The sequence below is a fragment of the Pseudomonas sp. NFPP12 genome (assembly GCF_900103205.1).
Taxonomy (GTDB): domain Bacteria; phylum Pseudomonadota; class Gammaproteobacteria; order Pseudomonadales; family Pseudomonadaceae; genus Aquipseudomonas; species Aquipseudomonas protegens.
Map to the genome: position 1 here is coordinate 629,146 of NZ_FMWW01000003.1, position 23,694 is coordinate 652,839.

A 23,694-nucleotide genomic window follows, 5' to 3' on the forward strand; every position below is an offset into this window, starting at 1 on the left:
TTCTCCCCGCCTGACGAGCCTTCGCGCGATGAAAAAGACTGTACTTGCCTTCAGCCGCATCACCCCCGAGATGACCGAACGCCTGCAACAGGATTTCGAGGTCATAGTGCCCACCCCCAAGCACGGGGACATCGCCGCGCAATTCAATGAAGCCCTGCCCCAGGCCCACGGCCTGATCGGTGTCGGCCGCAAGCTGGGCCGTGCGCAGCTGGAAAACGCCGCGCGCCTGGAAGTGGTGTCGAGCATCTCGGTGGGCTACGACAACTACGACCTGGCCTACTTCAACGAACGCGGGCTGATGCTCACCAACACCCCGGACGTGCTCACCGAAAGCACCGCCGACCTGGCCTTCGCCCTGCTCATGAGCAGCGCCCGCCGAGTGGCCGAGCTGGACGCCTGGACCAAGGCCGGGCAATGGCAGGCCAGCGTCGGCCCGGCGCTGTTCGGCTGTGATGTGCACGGCAAGACCCTGGGCATCGTCGGCATGGGCAACATTGGCGCGGCCATCGCCCGCCGTGGGCGCCTGGGCTTCGGCATGCCGATCCTCTACAGCGGCAACAGCCGCAAGGCGGCCCTGGAGCAGGAATTGGGGGCGCAGTTTCGCAGCCTGGAGCAACTGCTGGCGGAGGCCGATTTCGTCTGCCTGGTAGTGCCGTTGAGCGAAAAGACCAAGCACCTGATCAGCCACCGCGAACTGGCGCTGATGAAGCCCAGTGCAATCCTGGTGAACATTTCCCGCGGGCCGGTGGTGGATGAACCGGCGCTGATCGAAGCCTTGCAGAAGGGCCAGATCCGTGGCGCCGGCCTGGATGTGTACGAGAAGGAACCGCTGGCGGAGTCGCCGCTGTTCCAGCTGAAGAACGCAGTGACCTTGCCGCACATTGGCTCGGCCACCCATGAAACCCGCGACGCCATGGCCGCGCGCGCCATGAGCAACCTGCGCAGTGCCCTGCTGGGTGAGCGGCCGCAGGACCTGGTCAACCCGCAGGTGTGGAAGGGCTGACCACCCACGGCCTATCCCCCCTGTAGCCGCTGCCAAGCCTGCGAGGCTGCGAAAAGGTCCGCAGGACCTTCAGCGATAGCCCGGCAGATTCAGGTCGCCCGGTTTTGCGACGGCTGCGCCGCCGTTCGCAGCCTCGCAAGCTCGGCAGCGGCTACAGAGGCAGGCACAACCTTGGGTTTGCGGAACACCAGGACGTTGCCCAGCATCACCAGCACCAGCCCGGCCAGCGCCGGGGCGGTCCATTGGTAGCCTTCGGCAAAGGCCGAGACGTTCAACGCCACTACCGGGAACAGCACGGTGCAGTAAGCCGCGCGCTCTGGGCCCATGCGCCCCACCAGGGTCAGGTAGGCGGTAAAGCCGATGACCGAGCCCGGAATCACCAGGTACAGCAGTGAGCCGATGTAGCGGGTGTTCCATTCCACATCGAAGGCGATGCCCTGGAACAGGCAATACACCGCCAGCATCGTCGCGCCGTAGGCCATGCCCCAGGCATTGGTGGTCAACGGCTTGAGCCCGGCTTTTTGCTGCAGGCTGGACAGCATGTTGCCCGCCGAGAAGCACAAGGTGCCCAGCAGGGCCAAGCCCAGGCCCAGCAGGGTTTGCGGGCTGGCACTGTGGCCCACCAGCTCCGGCCAGAACAGCAGCCCCAGCCCCAGCAGCCCCAGGCCGCCGCCCAGCAGCACGTTGCGAGCGATCTTCTGGCCGAAGAACACCCGCGCATTCAGGGCGTTCCACAGGGTCGCGGTGGAAAACACCACCGCTACCAGGCCACTGGGAATCCACTGGCTGGCGTGCAAAAAGCACATGAAGTTGATGCAGAACAGGCACAGGCCCTGGGCCAGGCAGATCAGGTGACCACGACGGTTCATCGGCTGCAGCTTGCGGCTGAGCAGCAACAGGACGAACAGCACCAGGGCCGCCAGGGCGAAGCGATAGACGATGGACACCGGAATCGCCACCACCCCCAGTTGCAGTTTCAGGGCGATCCAGGTGGTGCCCCAGATCAGCACGGTCAACAGGTACAGCGATAGGTTCATGGCGCGACTCCTTTGTCAGGAGTGCAGTGTCACGCCCCGCCGGCCTTGCGCGCTTGCACAAACTTGCGCTTTTTATCCCCCCGGGGCTGGCAGCACACGGGCTACGGAGTAGCATGCAGAACACCGGCAGCCCCACCCATGTTGACGCCCCACCATGCACGCACTGGATACCCTGCAAGTCTTCCAAGCCCTGAACCGCTCGCCCAATGCTCGCCTGGAGCACAGCGCCGAGCTCGGTGACGGCTTGTCCGCAGCCTTGTGGAGCAACCATCACGACGCCCAGGAGTACGAGGCCCCCAGCCATCACACCCTGTCCTGCTACCTGGCCGGCGGCACCGGGACCTTCCGCCGCGACCAGCCGGGCAGCAAGGGCGGCCCGGGCAAGTTGTGCATCCTGCCCGCCGAGCACCAGTCGGCCTGGGTGATCAACGGTGATATTCGCCTGGCCCATCTGTACTTCAGTCCCGAGCAGTTCGCCCTGGGCTGCGTCACCTTGCTGGATCGCGAGCCCCGGGAACTGCAACTGCGCGAAAGCACCTTTCTCGACGACCCCGAGCAGACCCAGCGCTTTGCGCAGTTGGTCCGCCTGAACTGGGACGAACCCGGCGAGCGCCTGCTGACCAGCAGCCTGGCCCACGAGATGCTCAGCCATGCCCTGCTCAATCAAGTGGGCCAGCGCCAGGGGGCCCGGCTCAAGGGCGGGCTGGCCGCATACCAGCGACGGCTGCTGGTGGACTACATCGACAGCCAGCTGGACGCGCCCCTGAGCCTGGGCCAACTGGCGGGGTTGTGCGCCCTCTCCGAATACCACTTCGCCCGCATGTTCCGTGCAAGCTTCGGCCTGCCGCCCCACCAATACCTGCTAGCCCGACGCCTGAGCCGGGCCCGGCACCTGCTGCGCACCACCGCCCAGCCCCTGGGCGAGATTGCACTGGCCTGTGGTTTTGCCAGTGCCAGCCACTTCAGCAATCGCTTCCGGCACGCCCTGGGGGGCACGCCGGGAGACTACCGCCTGGCGTTCCTGCGCTGAGGCCAGGGTTACCCAAAACCCGCCTCTGCATGCTCCTTCTTATGCCAAAGCCCAGGCTGACACGCCTGAGTCAGTGAACGGTTAAAGTTCCTTACTTAAATAAGACAATTCTTACAAGCCAATTAAAAACCCCCTACATATCTCTCTCAGAAAGATCACGCCCGGCAAGTTCTTATATGACACTCAAGAACATAATCAGGTAATTATTTTAATATTTTATTTACCACTTCATTCATGGAGCTGATGGTTATTGTTTAAGCCCAGTTTCAACTTAGTCTTCGAACCCTGAGTGCCAGGCATTCCATAAATATCCACCCCCCTCACAGGAGCCAATTACCTGAAATACCCGGCAGACTCTTGCCCACAACAATTGACACACAACTTTCACCACACCCCTGAGGCAACCCAACCTTCGACCATTGGTCGTTTAAAAAACCAGCAACAACTAAGCCGTTAATCGCCTTACTCCAAAACAACAAAAACAGAGGACGATGAAATGCTTTCACAAAGTTTGCCACGGCAATGGGTCAGACACTCGCCCCTGCTGTGTGCCTCGATACTGGCCATTCCGGTAAAAGCCGAACTGCTCGAGGACAGCAGCGCACGCCTGGAACTGCGCAACTACTACTTCAATCGGGACTACCGCGAAGGCACTGCCCCTACCCGTGAAGAATGGGCGCAAGGTTTCCTCTTGCGCCTGGATTCGGGGTTCACCGAAGGCAGCCTCGGCGTCGGTGTCGACGCCATCGGCATGCTCGGGATCAAGCTGGATTCCGCTCCTGGCCGGACCGGCACCGGGCTGTTGAAGGTGGCGCGCAATGGCCGGGCAGAGGATGACTATTCGAAACTGGCCCTGGCCGGCAAGCTCAAGACCAGCAAGACCCTGTTCAAGTTCGGAACCCTGGTACCGCCGGTACTGCCGACACTGAGACCCAATGACGGCCGCCTGTTTGCGCAGATGTTCGAAGGCGGGCTGCTGACCTCCAATGAAATCGAAGACCTGGAGTTTACCGCCGGGCGTCTGAGCCGGGTCCTGCAGCGCAACGCCACGCAGTACACACCGCTGACCCTGAGCCCCTTGAACCGGCGCTTCGAGAAACTGGGGGCCACCGCGGAACACTTCGACATGGCGGGCCTCGACTATCGGTTCCGCAAGCAATGGCTGGCTCGCGTGCATGTCGCCCAGCTGCAGGATATCTACCGCCAGCAGGTCTTCACCCTGGTCAACAAGAGCCCCTGGGGAGCGGGGACGTTCAGCAGCGATCTGCGCTTGAGCCTGATGAACGACTATGGCAATGCCAAAGGCGGCAAGATCGACAACCGCGCCCTGCAGGGGTTGCTCGGCTATGCCTATAAAGGCCACAGCCTTGGCCTGACTTATCAGCGAATGTTGGGGGACACCGGTTATGCCAACATCCTGGGTACCGATGCCAACTTGATCAACTTGTCCGTACTGGGTGACTTCGCCAATGCCAAGGAGCGCTCCTGGGCACTTCGTTATGGCTATGACTTTGCCAACCTGGGCTGGCCGGGCCTGACTATCAATAGCCGCTATATATCCGGCAGCCATGCCGAGATAACCGGCAGCCAAAGAATTGGCAAGTCATGGGAGCTGGATAATGAATTGCGTTATGTCGTGCAACAAGGCCCGCTAAAGAACTTAAGTGTACGCCTGCGCAGTGCGCTCTATCGCTCCAACTACGCCAAGAACTTCATTCGCGACACTGATGATACGCGACTGATGTTCAACTACACCTGGAACATCAAGTAACCAGACCACCAGAACCGATGTAACGGATCAAATGCCTAGAGGTACTATCTCCATGCAACGTCTATTATCGAAAAGTTTGGCCAGCCTGTTGTTTTTAAGCCTGTTCAACCCGGTCGCGGCGAAACAGCCCCTGCAAGCGCAAAGTGTCCCGGAGTTCCGACCGGGTTACTTGATCGGTTATCTGAAACAGCAGGATCTGCCCGACAGTCTGTCGCTGTTGCCGCCCCCTCCTGCGGTGGGGACCCCAGCCTTCGCTCTGGACCAGAGCATGGCCGAGAAAAACCAGGCCTTGCGGGGCAGCAAACGCTGGGAGTTGGCCGTCAGCGATGCCAACCTGAAGTTCCCTGCCGCCGCGCAGACATTCTCCTGTGCCCTGAATGCCCCGATCAGCGAACAGCTGACACCTACGCTGTACAGAGTCCTGCGGCGGACCCTGGCCGACGCCGGGCTGGCCACCTACAGCGCAAAGAAGCGCTACCAGCGCACCCGGCCCTTCGTCTACAACCAGCAACCCAGCTGCACCCCGGAAGACGAGGCGAAACTGGCCGCAGATGGTTCCTACCCATCGGGCCACAGCGCAATCGGCTGGGCCTGGGCGCTGTTGCTGAGCGAACTGTCCCCCGAGCACGGCAATGCACTCTGGGCCCGCGGCCGGGCCTACTCGCAAAGCCGCATGGTGTGCAACGTGCACTGGTACAGCGATATCCGTGAAGGCCGTGAAATAGGCGCGACCACCGTGGCACGCTTGCACGCCGACCCGACCTTCCAGGCCGATTTCGCCGTCGCCCGGCAAGAGTTGCTGGCCGTTCGGGCCCAGGGCCTGACCGCCGGCGCTGACTGTGCAGCGCAAGCGCAGGCCCTGGCACTTGACGCCGACTAGGGTGCCAGGGTGAGAACCTTGAAGGTATTGGCATGAAACAGCGGGTCCGGCTTGGGTTCGGCCGGGCTCGCGGCCGGTTGGGTGAAGTCCATTGCCGCCAGGTAGACCCGCCGGGTACGCGGGTCGAACGCCATGTTGTAGGCCATGGGCTGGGTGCTGACGCTACCCAGGAGCTGGTAGCGGTCGGCATCGAGCTGGGCGACGACGCTGAGGTTGGCGTCCACCCCGCTGGCGATCAGCAAGCGCTGGGCCTGCGGGTCGTAGGCCAGGGCGTTGACGTCCCGGGTGATCGGCAGGCTGGCCTTCAGCGCACCGTTGTCGCGGTCGAGCACCAGCAGCACTGGCCGCTCACCACGGCAAGCGACGAACAACCGCCCCCGTTGTTCATCCTGGGCCAGGGCACTGGGTCGCGGACAGTCGGGATACTGCCAGCGGTCCAGGACCTTGAAACTGCTGGAGGACAACCGCGCGACGATGCCCTCATCGCGCATCGGCAGAAAGAAACTGCCATCGCCCTTGAGCAGCAACGGGTCGATCTTCTTCACCGCCAGCTCATGGGCGGCGGTAATGCGCTCTTCTTTGGGATCGAAGACGAACAGGGTGGAACGATCGGCCCGGCGCCCGCTGACAATGATCACCTGCCCGGTGCGCGGCTCGTACACCGCGCTGTTGAGGTTGCTCTGGGTCACGGTGATGCGCTTGAGCGGCTTGAATGTGGATAACTCCACCACCCCCAGGCTGCCGTCGGTGTTGAGCACCAGCAGGCGGTCCAGCTCCGGTACCAACACCACACCATTGGCGCCCCGGGACTGTTCGAGGGTGCGCACCGGGCGCTGCTTGTCCACATCGAACACGCTCAGGCCGTTTTCCCGACGGGCCAGGAACAGGTAGGGCCGGGTCGGGTCCAGGGCGATGAAGCCCCAACTGCTGCCGGAGCCCGGCAGCTGCACTTGCTGTTCGCGGTGGTACAGGCGCTCATCCGCCGGCGCGGCCGCCTGGGCCATGCCACAGAACGCCAGGAGCACACTCAGGGCCAGGGCTTTCATCAGAACTCCAGGGTGCTGGAGAGCGACACTTGGCGAGCATCCCCCAGGGACACGAAGTACTTGCTCACCGAGGAGGTGTAGTAGGTCTTGTCGAACAGGTTCTTCACGTTGAGCTGAAACTTGACCTTCTGCCCTTCGACCTTGGTGTCGTAGGTGGCGAAGGCATCGGCCACGGTGTAGCCCGGCAGGTCGAAGCTGTTGGGCGCATCCCCGGCGCGCTCACCGACATAACGGGCACCGGCACCGACCCGCAGGCGGTCACCGCCGATCAGGCTGCCGAAGTCGTAGACCGCCGACAGCGAGCCGGTGTTCTTGGCCACGTTCTGCAGTTGCTTGCCCTTGTACTGGGTGTCCTTGGTCACTTCGGCGTCGGTGTAGGCGTAGCTGCCGATCAGGCTCCACTGGTCGGTGAGCTGCCCGGTCAGGTCCAGCTCCAGGCCCTGGGAATGCACTTCACCGGCCACGCTGGTGACAGTCTCGGAGGCCGTGGCGGTGGTCACCAGCACGTTGCGCTTGGTGATGTCGAACAACGCCGCACTGGCGGTGATGCGCCCTGGAATGTCGAGCTTGGCCCCCAGTTCCCAGGACTTGGCTTCTTCCGGTGCGATGGAGCCGTCCAGCACCACGCTGCCGCCGGCCAGCTGGGCAATGCTGGAGTTGGGTTTGAACGACTCGGTGTAGCTGCCGTAGAACGACAGCTGGTCGGTGTAGCGGTACACCAGGCCGGCGCGGGGCACGAACTTCTGCCCGTTGCTGTCGGTATTGGCGTGGAACGGCCGGCCCTTGCCCGCGTACTGGTCGTATTCCTGGAAACGCCCGCCGCCCACCAGGATCCACTGGTCGGTGAGGTGGATGGCATCCTGGAAGAACAGCGAGTCACTGCGCAGCAGGTCGGTCTGGTCGCTGTCCGGGGCGCTGACGTTGGTCCCCGCCACTTGCTGGCCATACACCGGGTTGAGGTAGTTGAAACTGGTGTTCTTGCCGCGGATCAGGTCGGCGCGGTAGATCTTGCGGTATTCGTCGTCCAGGCCGAACACCAGGTCATGCTGCATGCCGCCCAGTTGCACCTTGCCTTCCAGGCTGACGGTGGCATAGCGGTCGGTGGTCAGGGCATTCTTGGTGCCATCCATGGTCCGGGTCAGGGTGCCGTTGGCGTTCACCGCGGTCAGGCGCACCTGGCTGGCGTCGTAGGTTTCACGGTTCCAGCTGTAGCCGAAGTGGGCCTTCCAGTCGTCGCTGAGCTCGTGATCGACCTCGAAACGATACAGGTCCGAACGCCCTTCCATGTTGTTGAACGGCTCGTCCAGGCGCCGGGTGGCCGGGATGTCCAGCGGGTGGTTGGTCTTGGGGTCGATGGCCGTGCCGCGGTCGAACGGGGTCAGGAATTCGCGATGCTCATAGGCCAGCAGCACCTTGGTGCGCTCGCCGTACCAGGCCAGGGACGGCGCCACCAGGGATTCGCGGTGGGTGCCGAAGTTGCGCCAGTAGTCTTCGTCTTCGTGGTCCACGACCAGCCGGTAGGCCAGCCCGGAATCCCCCAGCGGCCCGGTGGTGTCCAGGCTGCCGCCGCTGCCGTTCTTGCCCGAGCCGTAGGTCGAACCGCGCACGGTCAGGGCCGTGGACTGCTGCAACTCGGGTTTCTTGCTGACGATGTTGATCACCCCGCCCGGGTCCTGGATGCCATAGAGCAGGGACGACGGGCCCTTGATCACTTCCACGCGCTCGGCCGTGGCGTTCAGGGCACGGCCCTGCACCACCGGCATGCTGTCGCGCATGATCGAGCCGTTGCGGTTGTCGCCGAAGCCGCGCAGCAGCACCGCGTCCTGAGTGCCGCCCAGGGTGTTGGTCTGGGTGATGCCACTGACGTTCTTCAGGGCGTCATCCAGGTTGCGCGGGGTCTGGTCGCGCAGCACCTGGGCCGGGATCACGTTGATGATCTGCGGGATTTCCTGGTTCAGCGCCTGGGAGCGGGCCACCGAGGTGGTGGCCGGCGGCTGGTAGCTGGTGCTTTCGTCGACGCCCTGGGTGGTGATGCTGGAAGTCCCCAGGTTCAGCCCGGCACCTTGGGGCAGGGGTTCGAGAACCAGGGTATGGGCGTCGCTGCGGCGATAGGTGAAACCGGAATTGCCCAAGAGACGCTGCAAGGCCTGCTCGGCACTGAGCTGGCCGGTGACGGCCGGGGCCTTGAGGTTGTAGGGCGCCTCGTCGGTGTAGACCACGCTGATCCCGGTGACCCGGGTGAAATCGCTCAGGGCCTGGGGTAGCGGCTTGGCCGCGATGGCGAAGTTGAACAGCGCACTGTGCTGCTCGCTGCCGGCCTGGGCCGCCAATGCCACGCTCAGGGGCAGCAGGGCCAACCCCGAAACCACCAGCGCCGAAGCGCCGAACCACCGTTTGACCGAACCGTTTACCGCCGAACTTGCCCTGGACTTCATGCTGGAGACTCGTGTGTAAAAGCACCGTGAATGCGAATTAGTCGCACTTTCAAGCACTACACGTATGTCGCAGGCAAAGACCTCAGCATTTTTTTGAAAATATTTTCAGGGCGGCGAAAACGCCCCCCACCCGATGCATCCCCTGTAGCCGCCGCCGCAGGCTGCAATCGAGCTGGGCCGCACTCTGACGAAGCGATCGAGGCGCTCGTGAGGCCGCAGGAGGTTTGACGGGAGACCGTCAAGCAAGGTCCTGCGGGCCTTTTCGCAGCCTCGCAGGCTCGGCACCGGCTCAGCGCTCGTTACAGGGATCGCTGGATGCGCCCGGCACTGGTGCTGGAACCCACGGGCTTGCCCTGCTGGTCCATGTCCTTGAGGTAGTGCAGCATCGCCTCCAGGTCGCTGACCCCCAGGTCGCTGCGGTTCAGGCCGCTCTTGAACAGGCTGAAGCGGTCGCCGCCATCGGCCAGGAAGCCGTTCATCACCAGCCGGTAGTTCGCGCCGGCCTGCAGCGGCTTGCCGTTGAGGCGCACGCTGCCGGGGACGACACGGCTGTCCGGCGGGCGCTTGGGGTCCCAGCGATAGGTGAAGCCCTGGGACACTTGCAGGATGTTGGCATCGTCCGCGCCCTTCCATTGCTGGTTGAGCACCTGTTCGATCTGCCGGCCCGTGAGGTCGAAAGCGATCAGGTTGTTGTTGAACGGCTGCAAGGTCGCCAGTTGCCCGTAGTTGACCCGGGTCTGCCCGGGCTCCAGGGCCAGGTCGCTGCGAATGCCGCCGGTGTTCATGAAGGCGATCTGTGCGCCATTGGCCCGGCCGCCGGCCAGATGCGCGTCGGCGATCAGGTCACCGATGGGCATTTCCCCGGCCGCGTCGGCCCGCCGGGCAATCGGCGAGGCGGCAATCGCCCCCACCGGCTTGAGCAGCACCTGGTTGCTACGGGCCTCGACCTCCTGTTGCAACTGCGCCAGGGCCGGGTCCTGTGGATAACGGGCCGGATCGGCCAGCAGGTTGAGGGCCTGGATGCTCGCCACCCGGTGCTGGCCAGGGGTCACTTGCAGGGTCAGATGGGTCAGCAGGTGGCCGTAGGAATTGCCCTGGGTCACCAGCAGCGGCCCGACCTTGCACAGGTAGCCCTGGTGCGAGTGGGCGCTGATCAGCACGTCCACCGCCGGGTCCAGGCGCTTGGCCACGTCGACGATATCGCCGCCGAGCTGCGAGCAGTCCTGCTTGTCGAACGGCTCCGGGGTCGAGCCGCCCTGATGCACCACCGCGACGATGGCGTTGACACCCTGGGCATTGAGTTCGGGGATCAGCTTGTTGATGGATTCGGCTTCATCGGCCACCTGCAAACCGCGCATGCCCTTGGCGCTGACCACCGAGGCCACGTCCCGCAGCACCGCGCCGACAAAGGCCACCTTGACCCCGCGCACCTCTTCGATGCGGTAGGCCGGCAGCAACGGCTTGCCGGTGTCGCTGTCCAGCAGGTTGGCCGCCAGGTAGGGGAAGCCGCTGCCGGCATAGTTCGGGCGGAACTGGCAGGCCTTGTCCGGCCGCGACGACTGGCAGCCGCCATTGAGCTGGCGCAGGAACTCGGCCTTGCCGTTGTCCAGTTCGTGATTACCGATGGCGCTGAGTTTCATGCCCATCTGGCGCAGGGCGTCCAGGGTCGGTTCGTCGGCCCACATGGCCGACAGCGGCGGGCTGCCGCCCACCAGGTCGCCGGCGCCGATGAACAGCAGTTGCGGGTCCTGCTGGCGCAGTTGGGCAAGCATGCCGCCCAGGGTAGCGATGCCGCCGGCCGCAAGCTTGCGCACGCCGCCCGGGGCCTGGGGGTCCTTGTAGCTGAAGGGGTTGGCTTGCAGGTAGCCGTGCAGATCGTTGATGGCGACGATGTTCACCGCCACCGGTTGCGGCGGTTCAGACAGCGAGCTGCAACCGGCCAGGGTGACCAGGGCCAGGGTCAGTGCCCCCAGCAGCCGGGGCACGGGATGAAGACGGGACATGAAAGAAATCCTTGGTAGATCAGCGAAAAAAAAGCCGCTGGCGCAGGCCGATCAGGCAGAGAACAGCGCTGGGAACAGCGCCGGCTTCGCCGTCGATCGCAGCCCGTGCCCGCGGCAGCGGCTACAGGTCAGGTCATCAGGCAGGTTGCAGGCTGCCGTGGACCACCTGGGGTGCTGGCGGGGCCTTCAGCGCGGTGCCCATGCCGGCGCGCAGCAGCAGGATCTTCAGGTGGTCGGTGATGCGCTCGACCCGGTCCTGGAAGTGGTTGTGGAAGATCATGCTGCCCAGGGCAATGGCGATCCCCAGGGCCGTGGCATACAGCGCGGTGCCGATACCCTTGGACACTTCGCCCGGGTCGCTGACGCCGGTCTCGGCCAGGGCCTTGAAGGTGTCGATGATCCCCAGGATGGTGCCCAAGAGGCCCAGCAAGGGCGCAGCGGTAACCACGGTTTCCAGCAGCCACAGGCCATGCATCAGCTTGCTGCGGGTGGCGATGTAGATCGACTCGCTGAGGTCTTCCAGGTCCTTGTGGCTGGCCAGCCCCTGCTTGTGGGCAAACAGCTCGGCGACCATTTCCAGGGGCAGGCTGTTGCGCTCGCGCAGCGGGGCGGGCAGATCGTCGACGCTGTGCATCTTCGGGTTGAGTACGGTCTCCAGTTTCTTCGCCTGGCGCAGGCTGAAGCTGAAGTAGATGCCCCGCTCCACCGCGATGAAGGCGGCAATCGCGGCAGCGCCGTACATGGTGTAGAAGGTGATGTCGTGCAGCAGATTCATGTCCATCGTCATTTCCTCTTGTGCCTGAATCGAATCAGAACGCAGCTTCCAGGGAGACCATCGCGGTGCGTTCTTCACCCACGTTGTAATAGGCGGTGCTTGGCGCCAGGCCATTGGTCCTTACCGAGTTGAAAGACACGGTGCGTACCGACGCCAGGTATTCCTTGTCGAACACGTTGAGCATCGAGAAGCGCAGGGTCGCGGACTTCAGCACCTTCTTGTCCACCGGCAGGTGGATACCGGCATTGAGGTCGAACACGGTGCGTCCGGAGATCTTCTCGTCGTTGGTCAGGTCGCCGTAGAAGGCGCCGACGTACTTGCCCACCACGTTGCCGTAATAGAGCGAATCGTCGTAGCCCAGGCTCAGGTTGAACATGTTTTCCGGAACGTTGGTCAGCTGTTTGCCGGACGTCGGCAGCAGCACGTTCTTGTTGGTCAGGTCATCCATCTGCTCGGACTTGGTGTAGGTGTACGAGGCGTAGTAGTTGAAGTTGTGCGGCAAGCGGCCGCTCCACTCCAGCTCCAGGCCACGATTCTTCACTTCGCCGACGTTGGCCACGACGTAGTCACCATTGAGGTCGGTGGTGGAGATCTGCCGGTCCTTGAAGGTGATGTAGAACAGGGTCGCGCTCAGGGCCATGTTCTCCTCGCTGTAGCGCCAGCCCAGTTCCTGGTTCCAGCTCAGCTCGGGTTTCAGGCTGATGGAATCACCCTTGTTGTAGAGCACGTAGTTGGGCGGCGTGCGCATGTTGCGGGTGACGTTGTAGAACGCCTGGTTGTTCGGGTCCACCTGGTACTTGGCGTTGAAGCTGGGCAGGAACTCGTGGTACTTGGCGTCGCGTTTTTCCGGCTTGTCGGTGAGGCTGCCCAGGTTGTTGCCATCGCGCTCCACGTACTGGTAGGCCAGGGCTCCGGTGAGGGTCAGGTCCGGGGTCGCCTGCCAGGTGTCCTGCACCCAGAGTTTCTGCGCCGGGGTCACGGTGTACTGGTGGCGGCCCTGGACCGTCGCGCCATTGCGGTCCACCAGTTGGTCGGAGCCGTTGTAGTCGCCCCAGACGTTTTCCGGAGCGCCGTTGCCCTTGATGCCGATGAAGGGCTGGGTCTGGCGCTGGCGGGCGCGCTCGTACCAGTAGCCGACGTCCAGGCTGTGCTCTTCGTTGAGGTCCCACTTGAGCTTGGTGGTCATGCCGGGGCGCCAGGTCTCGGTCCACGAAGGCCGGTAGTAGGTGCCGCTGGGCAGCCCGCTCAGGTCATAGTTGCCGGCCCGGCTGGAGGTGCTGGACAAGGTGGTGGCGGTCTGGCCGCTAAAGCTGCCGCCGTTGGACCAGACGTAGTACGGGTTGAAGGTCAGGCTCAGGTCGTCGCGCAGCTGGAAGCGCTGGGTCACCGAGGCGGTCACGCTTTCGAAGGGGTTGCGGTTGAGCTTGTAGGACTGGGACACGCTGCCGTTCTTGAACACGGTGTTTTCCGAGTAGTCCAGGCGCCGGCCCTGGGTCTGGAACTGGGACTTGCTGACGCTGTTGTAGTTGTAGTTTTCCTGCTGGTTGTATTTGACGATGGCGTTGGTGGAGTTGCCGTTGCCGTCTTCGAACAGGGTGTTCCACTCGATCTTGTCGGCCCGCAAGGTGCCCTTGCCCTTCCACTTGTCACCTTCGGTATGGGACGCCGAGACCCAGGTCTTGAAGCCCCCCAGCTCGCCGGTGTTGAGGCGGGCAAAGGATTTGCGCAGGTTGTTGGAGCCCACAGACTGCTTGACGAATACCCCGAAGTCCTTGGTCGGCCGTACGGTTACCAGGCCGATGTTGCCACCGCTGGAACCGATGTGCGGGCCGTCGGCTTCGGACGAACCCTGGGTGACGAAGACTTCACTGAAGTTCTCCGGGTCGCCCATCAGGTTCGGGTAGATGCTGTAGTCCCCCGAGTCGTTGATCGGGAAACCGTCGGCGGAGAGCCCGACCTGGTCGGAGTTCATCCCGCGCATGGTGAAGTTGGTGCCGCTCAGGCCCGAGGCGTCAGTGCTGGAAACGTTGATCCCCGGGGTGTACTTGAGCTTGTCCACGGCGTTGGCGGTGGGGGCCATCTGATCCATGGCCTCCTTGGTCACAGTGGAGCGGCCCTTGGCGCTTTCTTCCTTGATCATGTGGCCGTTGCCCAGGGTCTGTTTACCGGCAACGTTCACCGAACCTACGTCCACGGTATCTTCGGCCAAAACCAGTGGCGCAAAACTGCCCAGGCCCGATGCCAGAAGCAGGGCATAAAGTTTATTGATCTTCACGGGTCAATCCCTTGCTTACAACTTTCGTTAATAGGTGATGGGTTTATTCCACGTTGTAACTAAAGGTCGCGGTAAAACGTTGCTTGTTCTTGCCGGAGAACGCGTCCGAGGGAAACGGCGAAACTTTCTCCACGCGGCGCAAACTGGTTTGCGCCGCGCGATTGAGCAACATGTTCGGCGCCTTGTTTTCGATGCCACTGTCGAGCACGTTGCCGGCCCGATCGACTTCCAGCCAGATCACCACATCGCCCTGGGGACGTTGCAGCGAGGCCTCGCGGCCGCTGGGGTATTGCTTGTGCTTTTCCAGTTCCTTGCGCAAAGCGGCGGTGTACAGACTTTCCTTGATGGCACTGCTGGGCGCCGCGGGCGCGGTGGCCGGAGCAGGTACGGGAGCCGGTGCGGCCACCGGTTTAGGCGCGGCGGCCACCGCGGGCTGCGGCGCGGCGGGGGCGTTCTGGGCCACGGCCGGGGCCGGCTTGGGTGGCGCAGGCTTGGCCACCATGGGCTTGGGCACCGGCGGCTTGGGCTTGACCACCGGCTTGGGTTTCGGCGGCTCGATCACCAGCGGTTCTTCCTCCGGCACCACCTGCGGCGGCTCGGGCTCGATGGGCAACGGCTCAGGCTCAGGCGGTGGCGGTGGTGGCTCGGCCGCCGCCAGCAGTTCGGCGGCATCGACCAGGGCGATTTCCACGGTGCTTTCGTCATACACCGGCTTGATCTGCAACTGCTGCAACTGGCTGGTATAGATCACCAGCAGCAACAGGCCAGCCGGCAGCAGGCACGCAAGCAACTTGCGAGTTCTATAGAGACTGAACATGGCGTCAGGACTTGCGTGTAGCGATGGAGACGGAAGAGAAGCCATTGCCCTTGAGCAAGTCCATCACCGAAACCAGGCGTTTAACTTCCACGCCCTGATCGCTGTTGATAATGATCACCAACTTTTCACTGCTGTCGTTCAACACTTTGAGTTGCGCCAGCAATGCACTTTCATCCAGGTCCTGGCCATCGAGTTGCAGGCGCTCTTGCAGGCCCAGGGTAATCACTGCCTTGTTTTGCGGCTTCAACTGTTGCGCGGTACTGGCGACCGGCAACTGCGTCTTGATCCCTACGGCCGGGATCACGTTGAGGCTGATGAGTACGAAGAACACCAGCAGAAACATCATCACATCGATCATCGGAATGATCTCGATATGAGCTTTTTTCTTTTTAGCTACATCCCAGCTGCGCATCGTCTTGCTCCCGCTTCAGCTATCCCTCCCTTGTGAGAGCTGAATCACAACCCTCGCCGATCCTGACCATATGCTCAGGAATGCGCAGATCATCCCCGTCTGATGTAACGGTTTGGTGACAGAACGGAGTGATAACGATGAATGTTCGGGAGCTCTGGGACGCGGTTCTCAGCGCAGGACGATGAACCTTCCGAGAACCCGATGCTGCTGGAAGCCGAGCACCGCCTGCAGTGAGTCGAGGACCGCCTGCGGGTCCTTGCTGGAGAAACTGCCACTGATGCGCCGCGCCGCCAGTTCATCGTTAAGCAGCAGGATACGCCCGGGGAAATAGCGCCGCAGGTCGTCCACCACCTCGGCCAGAGGCGCGTGGTAATAGTTCAGCCAGCCCTGGCGCCAGGCCAGTTGCGCCTCACTGTCGACAGCGTGCAGCGGGGCCGCAACGCCATGTCCGTAGGCCACTTGCTGCCCGGCGCCGAGCACCTGCTGCGCCGCGCCCTTGGCCGGCGTGACCCCCACCCGGCCGGACAGCACCGTGACCTGGGCCCCGCCCGGCTGCAGGCGCACTTCGAACTGGGTGCCCAGCACCCGCGCCTCCCCCTCTTGCGCGTCCACCACAAAGGGCTCGCCGGTGTGGCTGACGCTGAAGAAACCGGCGCCGCGACGCAGCTGCACATGGCGCTCGCCACGGCTGAAATCCACGGCAATGGCGCTGTCGGCATCCAGGGTCACCTGGCTCTGGTCGGCCAGGGTCAGGGTGCGCACCTGGCCCGGCGCGGAAACGTAGTCGGCCCCCAGGTCATCGACCCAGCGCCCGGGCTGCCAGCCGGCGCCCAGGGCCACCGCCAGCAATACACTGGCGGCCAGCGCCAGCCCCGCCGACCAGCGCCGCCGGGCCCGGCCCCTGGCAGCATCCATGGAACGCAGCAGGCCGTGCAGGGCAAAGGCGTCTTCATCGGCCAGGGTGCGCGCCGGCTGCTCGCTCAGCTCCCACACCACCTGGGCCTGGGCATAGGCCTCGATATGCGCGGGGTCGGCCTGCAACCACTGGCTGAAGGTGGCCTGGTCGCCACTGCTGGGCTGATCGTGGAGCAGGCTCAGCCAGGCCAGCGCGGCCTGCTCCTGAGCGGGCGTCGGGCAGATACTCGTGCGGTGGTTCACGGTGCATTCCTTGGCGTGCGCGTGCCCGGGGCTTCCCGCAGGCTGGCCTTGCAGGCTTCGAGGGCGCGCATCATATGTTTTTCCACGGCGCTTTGGGACAAGCCCATGGCCTTGGCGATCTCGGCGTACTTGCGCCCGTGGATGCGGTTGAGCAGGAAGATCTGCCGGGTGCGCTGCGGCAGGCTACGCAGGGCCGCTTCGACATGCCGCAGGTCGTTGCCGGCTTCCAGCGCCGCCTGGGGCTCGCTGCCCTGGTTGTCCTGCTGCTCCGGCAGCCAGCCTTCATTGACCCGCACTCGCGCGCCCTCGCTGCGCAGATGGTCGATGGCGATATTGCCGGCGCAACGCAGCAGGTAGGTGCTGAGTTCCTCGACCTGCACCAGGGGCCGGCGCCAGAAGCGCAGGAACAGGTCCTGCACCAGGTCGGCGGCGGTGGCCCGGCAACCGACCCGGCGGCTGACCAGGGCCTCCATCTGCGAACGCTGGGACAGGAACACCTGGAGAAAATGCGCACGGCTGCCCTGCGGATCAGGGTGATCCCCCTCGGCTGGCTCCGGTGGCAGGGTGCTCATCATCGTCGGTCCGCTCAGAAGTGGGCCAGGGCCGCGACCGGGCTGGCCAGCAGGCTGGCCCCCGCCATCGTCAGCACCAGGCGCGGCCGATAGGGCAACAGCAGCACCAGCAGCAAGGCGCTGAACATCAGCACCGCGCACCACTGCACCAGCCCCAGGCTCCAGCCGGTACCCTGCACTGCTGCTGCCAGCGACAGGCCCAGCAGCATCCAGCCGCCCAGACGCAGGCCGTGGCGGCGCAGGGCCGAAGGCTTGTGCCCGAGCAGCTCGCCGTGATGCCGGTCCAGGGACAGGCACAGGCCGGTAAAGCCGGCATAACAGAGCAACAGCACCAGGAGCATTCAATTCACCTCGGTTTCAGGAGCCGGCGGGCGTTGCCGGGGCACCCGGGGCGTGGCTGTGGCGGCGGCCCCCGCGCGATGCAGCTTGCGCGCCGCCCAGGCCAGGAACAGGCCACTGCCCAGGCACGCCAGGTCGAAACTCGCCATGGCCCAGTCGCCCCGGACCATGAAACCATCCATCAGGCTCGGGCTGGTGAGCACGCTGAGCACCGGCACTCCGGCGAACAGCAAGGCGCCAAGGCCCAGTTGTTCAACCCAGGCGCGACGGCCGGGGCGGACGCAGGCGTGCAACAGGCTCAGGCCCCAGGCCCAGAAGAAGCTGTTGACCTCCCAGTCGGCGCGTTCGGCGAAGCCTGCGGGCAACAGGCGGTTGGCCCAGAAGAACGCCGCCACCGCCAGCAGCAGTCCGGCCATGCTGGCGATGTTCAACACTTCCACCAGGCGCAGTTCGAAAGGCTGGGCGGCACTCTTGGCATGCTTGAGCTGGCGCTTACCCAGCCAGATCACCAGCCCGGTGCCGATCATCGCGGTGCTGGCCAGCCCACAGAGGAAGTACAGCCAGCGCAACACCGGCCCGGCGAAGCGACCCATGTGCAAGCCATAGAAGCTGCCGCCGATGGCCAGCGGCAGGGATTGCTCGGCAGAGGCCTGCAACGGCTGGCCGGTCACGCCGTTGAACGCCACTTGGCTGCCGAAATCCCGGGCCACCCGGTCGGCTTCATGGCGAAACACCTGCACCGAGGCATTCAGGTCCCCCGGGTAACTGACTACCAGGCGCTGCGCATGGCCGCCCGACCAACGTTCCCGGGCCTGCTTCAGCATGGGTTCGAGGGGGGCCAGCGGGGCACTCTGCCCGGCGGCCGAGGCAGCGGCAGCAGCGGGCCGCAAGTCCTCGAAGAAGGCATCGGAATCCCCTTTGTAGGCCACCAGGATGCTCGCCGGCATGACCATGTACATGAAGATCACCAGGCTGCTGTAGGTGATCATCAGGTGAAACGGCAGCACCAGCACGCCCACCGCGTTGTGCCCGTCGAGCCAGGTGCGCTGGCCCTTGCGCGGGCGGAAGGTGAAGAAGTCCTTGAAGATTTTCTTGTGGGTGATGATGCCGCTGATCAGCGCCACGAACATCACCATGGCTGCCATCGTCGACAGCCAGCGGCCCCAGGGATAGGGCATCTGCAGCTGGAAGTGGAAGCGGTAGAAGAACTCGCCGCCGCGGGTGTCGCGCACATGCACTTCGCTGCCGGTGGCCGGGTCCAGCAGTTTCTCGGTGAAGGCACCGCGCTCGCCGGGTTTGCCGGGCGCCTGCCAGCCCACCGACAGGCTCGGCTGGCGGGCATCGGGCAGACCGATGAACCAGCGTTGCGCACCCTGGGCATGGCGTTCCAGGTAGCGTTGGGCCAGCCCCAGGCTGGCATCGGCGTTCAGGACCCGGGCCGGCGCCTCCGGCTGCATCCAGTGGGTGATCTCATCCTTGAAATAGGACAGGGTCCCGGTGAGGAAGATCGCAAACAGCAACCAGCCGAACAACAGCCCGCTCCAGGTGTGCAGCCAGGCCATGGACTGGCGAAATCCTTCCTTCATAGCAGGGCCACCCAGTAGGCACTGCCGGCGACCAGCGCCAGCACCAGGCTCGGCAGCAACAAGCCCAGCCAGGCTTGCCAGGCACTGCGACAGGCAAAGCACCAGAGCACTGCCACCAGATAGAACAGGAAGGACGTCACCATTCCGCTGACCACCGCATCGGCCCTGGGCAGGGGCAGCAGCAAGGTCAGGCAGACACTGCCCAGCGCCGCCAGCAGATAGCCCCCCAGCACCGCGGCGAATACCCGCGAAGCCACCGCCAGACGATAGGAAGCGGAAAGACCGCCAGCCTTGCTTTTCATGTTTCGACCTTGACGCGAGGGGAGGTCCGGCACAGCACACAGGCGGCCGGGGGAAGTAGGCGGGCAAGTTTAATGATAAATATTCTCATATGCAAAAAGCAGCGACGAACCCGATGCAAACCCGTCGGTCCGGCCTGATTGCCGAATGCCATGTCGCCCCACTACAATGCGAACAATTCTTGTTCTCTTATGCGCCATCTCGGTGCAGGAGCGTCCGGCTTGTCCCACACCGCTACCGTCGAAGGCCTCTACCAGGCCCATCACAGCTGGTTGAACACCTGGTTGCGGCGCCGGCTCGGCTGCCCCCACAGCGCCGCAGACCTGGCCCAGGACACCTTCATCCGGGTACTCAGCGCCCGGGAAACACCGGCCCTGATCGAGCCCCGGGCGTTTCTCACCACCATCGCCAAGCGCGTGCTGTTCAACCACTACCGGCGCCAGGACCTGGAGCGGGCCTATCAGGAAACCCTGGCGCAGATGCCTGAACAGGTGGCGCCCTCCGAGGAAGAGCGGGCCATCATCCTGCAAACCCTGATGGAGCTGGACAGCCTGCTCGACGGCCTGCCGCGGCCGGTCAAGCGAGCCTTTCTGCTGTGCCAGCTGGACGGCCTGACCTACGGCGAAATCGCCCGGGAGCTGAATATCTCCATCGCCACGGTCAAACGCCACCTGAACAAAGCGGCGATGCGCTGCTACTTCGCCCTGTGAGTGCCTCGATGAACCCACACCTCAATGGCCAGCCCGATTTCAGCAACCAGGTGGCCGAACAGGCCGTGCACTGGCTGATCGAAATGCAGGGCGGGCCCTTGAGCCCGCGCCAGCAACAGGCCTGGCAGCAATGGCACGATGCCCACAGCGAACATCAACGGGCCTGGGAGCATATCCAGCGCGTCAACCAGCGCCTGCGTGGCCTGTCTTCGCCCCTGGCCCACGCCGCCCTGAACGCGCCGAAATCCGCCAGCCGGCGCCAGGCACTGAAGCTGCTGCTGATTCTCGGTGCCGGCTCGGCCGCCGCCTGGGGCCTGCGCGAGCACAACCCGCTGCCGCCACTGCTGGCGGATTACCGCAGCCCCCTGGGGCAGCGGCGCAAACTGCAACTGAGCGACGGCAGCCAGTTGCAGCTCAATACCAGCAGCGCGGTGGATGTGCGCTTTGATGGCCAGCAACGGCTGATCCGCCTGCTGGAGGGCGAGATCATGCTCACCAGTGCCCAGGATGCCCGGCCGCTGCGGGTGCAGACCGCACAAGGGCAGGTAAGCCCGCAAGGCGCGCGGCTGAACCTGCGCCAATTCAAGGACTACACCCAACTGGCGGTATTCTCCGGAACCGTCGGCGTGACGCCCCTGGACTACGCCACAACCCCGCCCCAGGTGGCGGCCGGGCAGCAACTGAACTTCACCGGCAACAGCTGGCAAGCTCCCCGGGCCCTGGATGCCGGCAGCGGCGCCTGGAGCGAAGGCATGCTGGTGGCAGCGCACATGCGCCTGGCGGACTTTCTCGACGAACTGGGGCGCTACCGCCGCGGCCAGCTCAACTGTGATGCGCAGGTGGCGGACCTGCTGATTTCCGGCAGCTACCCCCTGGATGACAGCGAGCGGATTCTCGACCTGCTGGAGATCAGCCTGCCGGTCAAGGTACGTCGCTTCACCCGCTATTGGGTCACCGTCCAGGCCCGCGCCTGACGGCACTCTGTCGCCGCCCGCCGGCTGCAACCGGCTCCGCAGGGGACGCGCCCTTGACCCGGGCCGCACCCAAGCCCCCGCAAACCAACCGCCGCCCGCCCCGGCACCGAAAAAAAATCACCGCCCATGAGCCGTTTCCCCAGGTTCAAGTGACAGAGAAGGAAAGCCCCCTTGATTCCCCCTTCTCAGGACCCACCTTCATGACCGAGCAACCCACCTGCCTCACGCCTCTGGCCCGTACCCTGCGCCACTTGCTGCTGGGAGCCAGCCTGAGCCTGGCCAGCCTGCCCCTGGTCCAGGCCGCCGAGGCCCAGGCCCAGAGTTATCACATCGCCCCGACCTCGCTGGAAAACGCCCTGAACCAGTTTGGCCGGCAAGCCGGGGTGCTGATTTCTTTCGGTTCACACGTCACCAGTGGCGTGCAAAGCCGTGGCCTGCAAGGCCAGTACAGCCCGCAGGAAGGCCTGAACGTTCTGCTGCAAGGCACCGGCCTGCAAGCCCGAGCCGAGGGCAGCAATGCCTTCAGCCTGCAACCGGCCAGCCCTGAGGCCGCTGCGCAGCCGCTGCACCTGGGCGCCTCCAGCGTGGTCGGCGACTGGCTCGGCGATGCCCAGCAAAGCGATGTGTTCGAGCACCCAGGGGCCCGGGACGTGATCCGTCGCGAGGAGTTCGAACGCCAGGGCGCCACCCAGGCGCGGGACGTGCTCAATCGGATTCCCGGGGTCAACGCACCGGACAACAACGGCACCGGCAGCCACGACATGGCGCTGAACTTCGGCATCCGCGGCCTCAATCCGCGCCTGGCCTCGCGCTCCACGGTGCTGATGGACGGCATCCCGGTACCCTTCGCCCCCTACGGCCAGCCGCAACTGTCGTTTGCCCCCATCAGCATGGGCAACATGGATGCCGTGGACGTGGTGCGCGGTGGTGGCGCGGTGCGCTATGGCCCGCAGAACGTCGGCGGCATCGTCAACTTCGTGACCCGGGCAATTCCCGACGCGCCGACGGTCAAGGGCGGCTTCCAGACCGAAACCAGCCCCTCCTCCAGCCATGACGGCTTCAAGACCACCGGCAACCTGCTGGCCGGTGGCACCGCCGACAACGGCCTGGGCGGCGCCCTGCTGTACTCCGGCACCCGCGGCGGCGACTGGCGCGAACACAGCGACACGCAGATCGACGACCTGATCCTCAAGGGCAAGTACCAGCTCGATGACGCCAACAGTTTCAATGCCATGGCCCAGTACTACGAAGGTGAGGCGGACATGCCCGGCGGCCTGAACGTGGCGGACTACAAGGCCGACCCGTACCAGTCGACCCGCCCCTACGACAAGTTCTGGGGCCGGCGCACGATGTTCAACGTCGGCTACCGCTACCAGGAAGATCGCCGCGAATTCACCGTCAACAGCTTCTTCACCAAGACCCTGCGCAGCGGTTACCTGGACCAGGGCAGCTTCCTCTCCCTGTCGCCTCGCGAATACTGGGTACGCGGCCTGGAAACCCGTTTCGCCCAAGGCTTCGACCTGGGGGACAGCAGCCACGAAGTGGGCGTCGGCTACCGCTACATCAACGAAGCCGGTCATGAACTGCGCTATCGCACGCCGCTGACCGCCAACCAGCAACTGCCCACCAGCAACAGCCGCAATGACCGCGACACCCGTGGCGGCACCGAAGCCCATGCGTTCTTCGTCGATGACCGGATCGATATCGGCAAGTGGACCCTGACCCCGGGCATCCGCTACGAGATGATCGAGTCGCAGCAGAGCAACAACCTCACCCACGTCAAATACAAGGGTGACTACAACACCGCGCTGCCGGCGCTGAATGTGATGTACCACCTCAACGAGAGCTGGAACCTCTACGCCAACACCGAAGGCTCCTTCGGCAGCGTGCAGTACAGCCAGATGCCCAACCGCGTGGCCAGTGGCGAGGTCAAGCCGGAGAAAGCCCGCACCTGGGAACTGGGCACCCGCTATGACGACGGCACCCTGCGGGCGGAGATCGGCGCTTTCCTGATCAACTTCGACAACCAGTACGACAGCAACCAGACCAACGACACGGTGATCGCCCGGGGCGAGACTCGCCACCAGGGTATCGAGAGCAGCGTCAGCTACGCCCTGGATGGCCTGGCCCCGGCGCTGGCGGGCTTCGATGTCTACGCCACCTACGCCTATGTCGATGCCACCATTCGCGAAGACGGCCCGAACAAGGGCAACCGCGTGCCCTTCTCTGCCAAGCACAAGGGCACCCTGGGGGTGAGCTACACCGAAGGCCCGTGGAAGCTCAACCTCGACAGCAGCTACCAGAGCAGCCAGTTTGCCGACAATGCCAACACCCGTGCCGAAAGCGCCGATGGCAGCACCGGGCGCATCCCCGGCTACATGCTGTTCAGCACCCGCGCCGGGTATGACTTCGGCCCGCAACTGTCGGACCTGAACGTGGCGGTGGGGGTGAAGAACATCTTCAACCACCAGTACTTCACCCGTTCCTTCGACGACAACAACAAGGGCAAGTACGTAGGCGAGCCCCGCACGCTCTATGTGCAGACCTCCGTGGCGTTCTGATTAATTTTCC

At 64.2% G+C, this 23,694-nt stretch carries 20 protein-coding genes; 7 read left to right on the forward strand and 13 right to left on the reverse strand.

Annotated features, from left to right (window positions below):
* Positions 1-28 precede the first annotated feature (28 nt).
* Positions 29-1,003, forward strand: a complete 975-nt coding sequence (locus BLS75_RS15660; RefSeq protein WP_072451239.1) for a 2-hydroxyacid dehydrogenase — start codon at positions 29-31, stop codon at positions 1,001-1,003.
* Positions 1,004-1,092: 89 nt separating this feature from the next.
* Here the strand turns inward: BLS75_RS15660 and BLS75_RS15665 are convergent, their stop codons facing one another.
* Complete coding sequence (locus BLS75_RS15665; protein WP_072451240.1) at positions 1,093-2,040, reverse strand: DMT family transporter; 948 nt, start codon at positions 2,038-2,040, stop codon at positions 1,093-1,095.
* Between the two features lie 154 nt (positions 2,041-2,194).
* Here BLS75_RS15665 and BLS75_RS15670 point away from each other — a divergent pair, with 154 nt between their 5' ends.
* The 3 genes from BLS75_RS15670 to BLS75_RS15680 all read left to right on the forward strand — a co-directional run bounded on the left by BLS75_RS15670 (position 2,195) and on the right by BLS75_RS15680 (position 5,721).
* The gene (locus BLS75_RS15670; protein WP_072451241.1) at positions 2,195-3,070 is read left to right on the forward strand and encodes an AraC family transcriptional regulator; all 876 of its coding nucleotides are present in this window, start codon (positions 2,195-2,197) and stop codon (positions 3,068-3,070) included.
* A gap of 496 nt (positions 3,071-3,566) precedes the next feature.
* On the forward strand, positions 3,567-4,841 hold the full coding sequence (locus tag BLS75_RS15675) for an OprD family porin (protein ID WP_072451242.1): 1,275 nt from the start codon (positions 3,567-3,569) through the stop codon (positions 4,839-4,841).
* 52 nt (positions 4,842-4,893) lie between these two features.
* The gene (locus tag BLS75_RS15680) at positions 4,894-5,721 is read left to right on the forward strand and encodes an acid phosphatase (RefSeq protein WP_019093376.1); all 828 of its coding nucleotides are present in this window, start codon (positions 4,894-4,896) and stop codon (positions 5,719-5,721) included.
* On the opposite strand, the gene BLS75_RS15685 is transcribed toward BLS75_RS15680, so the two are convergent.
* From BLS75_RS15685 to BLS75_RS15740, 12 genes are all read right to left on the reverse strand, one after another.
* Positions 5,718-6,767, reverse strand: a complete 1,050-nt coding sequence (locus tag BLS75_RS15685) for a hypothetical protein (RefSeq protein ID WP_053149088.1) — start codon at positions 6,765-6,767, stop codon at positions 5,718-5,720. The genes BLS75_RS15680 and BLS75_RS15685 overlap by 4 nt on opposite strands.
* Entirely contained in the window at positions 6,767-9,202 is a 2,436-nt protein-coding gene (locus BLS75_RS15690) for a TonB-dependent siderophore receptor (RefSeq protein WP_072451243.1), read from the reverse strand. Before BLS75_RS15690 ends, BLS75_RS15685 begins: the two co-directional genes overlap by 1 nt.
* Before the next feature lie 299 nt (positions 9,203-9,501).
* On the reverse strand, positions 9,502-11,205 hold the full coding sequence (locus BLS75_RS15695; RefSeq protein ID WP_072451244.1) for a bifunctional metallophosphatase/5'-nucleotidase: 1,704 nt from the start codon (positions 11,203-11,205) through the stop codon (positions 9,502-9,504).
* A gap of 136 nt (positions 11,206-11,341) precedes the next feature.
* Positions 11,342-11,986, reverse strand: a complete 645-nt coding sequence (locus BLS75_RS15700; protein WP_011059347.1) for a MotA/TolQ/ExbB proton channel family protein — start codon at positions 11,984-11,986, stop codon at positions 11,342-11,344.
* A 28-nt stretch (positions 11,987-12,014) separates the two neighbouring features.
* Positions 12,015-14,255, reverse strand: coding sequence for a TonB-dependent receptor family protein (locus tag BLS75_RS15705; protein WP_072451245.1), 2,241 nt, complete (start codon positions 14,253-14,255; stop codon positions 12,015-12,017).
* Between the two features lie 43 nt (positions 14,256-14,298).
* Entirely contained in the window at positions 14,299-15,072 is a 774-nt protein-coding gene (locus tag BLS75_RS15710) for an energy transducer TonB family protein (protein ID WP_072451246.1), read from the reverse strand.
* 4 nt (positions 15,073-15,076) lie between these two features.
* The gene (locus BLS75_RS15715; RefSeq protein WP_011059344.1) at positions 15,077-15,484 is read right to left on the reverse strand and encodes an ExbD/TolR family protein; all 408 of its coding nucleotides are present in this window, start codon (positions 15,482-15,484) and stop codon (positions 15,077-15,079) included.
* Positions 15,485-15,652: 168 nt separating this feature from the next.
* A complete protein-coding gene (locus BLS75_RS15720) occupies positions 15,653-16,642 on the reverse strand; it encodes a FecR family protein (protein ID WP_011059343.1) in 990 nt (329 codons plus the stop codon).
* Complete coding sequence (locus tag BLS75_RS15725; RefSeq protein ID WP_011059342.1) at positions 16,639-17,217, reverse strand: RNA polymerase sigma factor; 579 nt, start codon at positions 17,215-17,217, stop codon at positions 16,639-16,641. Before BLS75_RS15725 ends, BLS75_RS15720 begins: the two co-directional genes overlap by 4 nt.
* 11 nt (positions 17,218-17,228) lie before the next feature.
* The gene (locus tag BLS75_RS15730) at positions 17,229-17,555 is read right to left on the reverse strand and encodes a DUF3325 domain-containing protein (protein WP_047283981.1); all 327 of its coding nucleotides are present in this window, start codon (positions 17,553-17,555) and stop codon (positions 17,229-17,231) included.
* Positions 17,556-19,139, reverse strand: a complete 1,584-nt coding sequence (locus BLS75_RS15735; protein ID WP_072451247.1) for a PepSY-associated TM helix domain-containing protein — start codon at positions 19,137-19,139, stop codon at positions 17,556-17,558.
* A complete protein-coding gene (locus BLS75_RS15740) occupies positions 19,136-19,441 on the reverse strand; it encodes a DUF3649 domain-containing protein (protein ID WP_011059339.1) in 306 nt (101 codons plus the stop codon). The genes BLS75_RS15735 and BLS75_RS15740 overlap by 4 nt, the downstream gene beginning before the upstream one ends.
* Before the next feature lie 219 nt (positions 19,442-19,660).
* Here BLS75_RS15740 and BLS75_RS15745 point away from each other — a divergent pair, with 219 nt between their 5' ends.
* The 3 genes from BLS75_RS15745 to fecA all read left to right on the forward strand — a co-directional run bounded on the left by BLS75_RS15745 (position 19,661) and on the right by fecA (position 23,684).
* On the forward strand, positions 19,661-20,149 hold the full coding sequence (locus BLS75_RS15745; protein WP_011059338.1) for a sigma-70 family RNA polymerase sigma factor: 489 nt from the start codon (positions 19,661-19,663) through the stop codon (positions 20,147-20,149).
* 8 nt (positions 20,150-20,157) lie between these two features.
* On the forward strand, positions 20,158-21,123 hold the full coding sequence (locus tag BLS75_RS15750) for a FecR domain-containing protein (RefSeq protein ID WP_072451248.1): 966 nt from the start codon (positions 20,158-20,160) through the stop codon (positions 21,121-21,123).
* Between the two features lie 200 nt (positions 21,124-21,323).
* Positions 21,324-23,684, forward strand: coding sequence for a TonB-dependent Fe(3+) dicitrate receptor FecA (gene fecA / locus BLS75_RS15755; RefSeq protein ID WP_072451249.1), 2,361 nt, complete (start codon positions 21,324-21,326; stop codon positions 23,682-23,684).
* Positions 23,685-23,694: the final 10 nt, after the last annotated feature.

Coding starts and splice junctions, on each gene's coding strand:
- BLS75_RS15710 (WP_072451246.1), bottom strand. CDS start 15,072: ATGTTCAGTCTCTATAGAACTCGCAAGTTGCTTGCGTGCCTGCTGCCG.
- BLS75_RS15675 (WP_072451242.1), top strand. CDS start 3,567: ATGCTTTCACAAAGTTTGCCACGGCAATGGGTCAGACACTCGCCCCTG.
- BLS75_RS15660 (WP_072451239.1), top strand. CDS start 29: ATGAAAAAGACTGTACTTGCCTTCAGCCGCATCACCCCCGAGATGACC.
- BLS75_RS15670 (WP_072451241.1), top strand. CDS start 2,195: ATGCACGCACTGGATACCCTGCAAGTCTTCCAAGCCCTGAACCGCTCG.
- BLS75_RS15740 (WP_011059339.1), bottom strand. CDS start 19,441: ATGAAAAGCAAGGCTGGCGGTCTTTCCGCTTCCTATCGTCTGGCGGTG.
- BLS75_RS15685 (WP_053149088.1), bottom strand. CDS start 6,767: ATGAAAGCCCTGGCCCTGAGTGTGCTCCTGGCGTTCTGTGGCATGGCC.
- BLS75_RS15700 (WP_011059347.1), bottom strand. CDS start 11,986: ATGGACATGAATCTGCTGCACGACATCACCTTCTACACCATGTACGGC.
- BLS75_RS15725 (WP_011059342.1), bottom strand. CDS start 17,217: ATGATGAGCACCCTGCCACCGGAGCCAGCCGAGGGGGATCACCCTGAT.
- BLS75_RS15715 (WP_011059344.1), bottom strand. CDS start 15,484: ATGCGCAGCTGGGATGTAGCTAAAAAGAAAAAAGCTCATATCGAGATC.
- BLS75_RS15695 (WP_072451244.1), bottom strand. CDS start 11,205: ATGTCCCGTCTTCATCCCGTGCCCCGGCTGCTGGGGGCACTGACCCTG.
- BLS75_RS15730 (WP_047283981.1), bottom strand. CDS start 17,555: ATGCTCCTGGTGCTGTTGCTCTGTTATGCCGGCTTTACCGGCCTGTGC.
- BLS75_RS15750 (WP_072451248.1), top strand. CDS start 20,158: ATGAACCCACACCTCAATGGCCAGCCCGATTTCAGCAACCAGGTGGCC.
- BLS75_RS15665 (WP_072451240.1), bottom strand. CDS start 2,040: ATGAACCTATCGCTGTACCTGTTGACCGTGCTGATCTGGGGCACCACC.
- BLS75_RS15680 (WP_019093376.1), top strand. CDS start 4,894: ATGCAACGTCTATTATCGAAAAGTTTGGCCAGCCTGTTGTTTTTAAGC.
- BLS75_RS15690 (WP_072451243.1), bottom strand. CDS start 9,202: ATGAAGTCCAGGGCAAGTTCGGCGGTAAACGGTTCGGTCAAACGGTGG.
- fecA (WP_072451249.1), top strand. CDS start 21,324: ATGACCGAGCAACCCACCTGCCTCACGCCTCTGGCCCGTACCCTGCGC.
- BLS75_RS15735 (WP_072451247.1), bottom strand. CDS start 19,139: ATGAAGGAAGGATTTCGCCAGTCCATGGCCTGGCTGCACACCTGGAGC.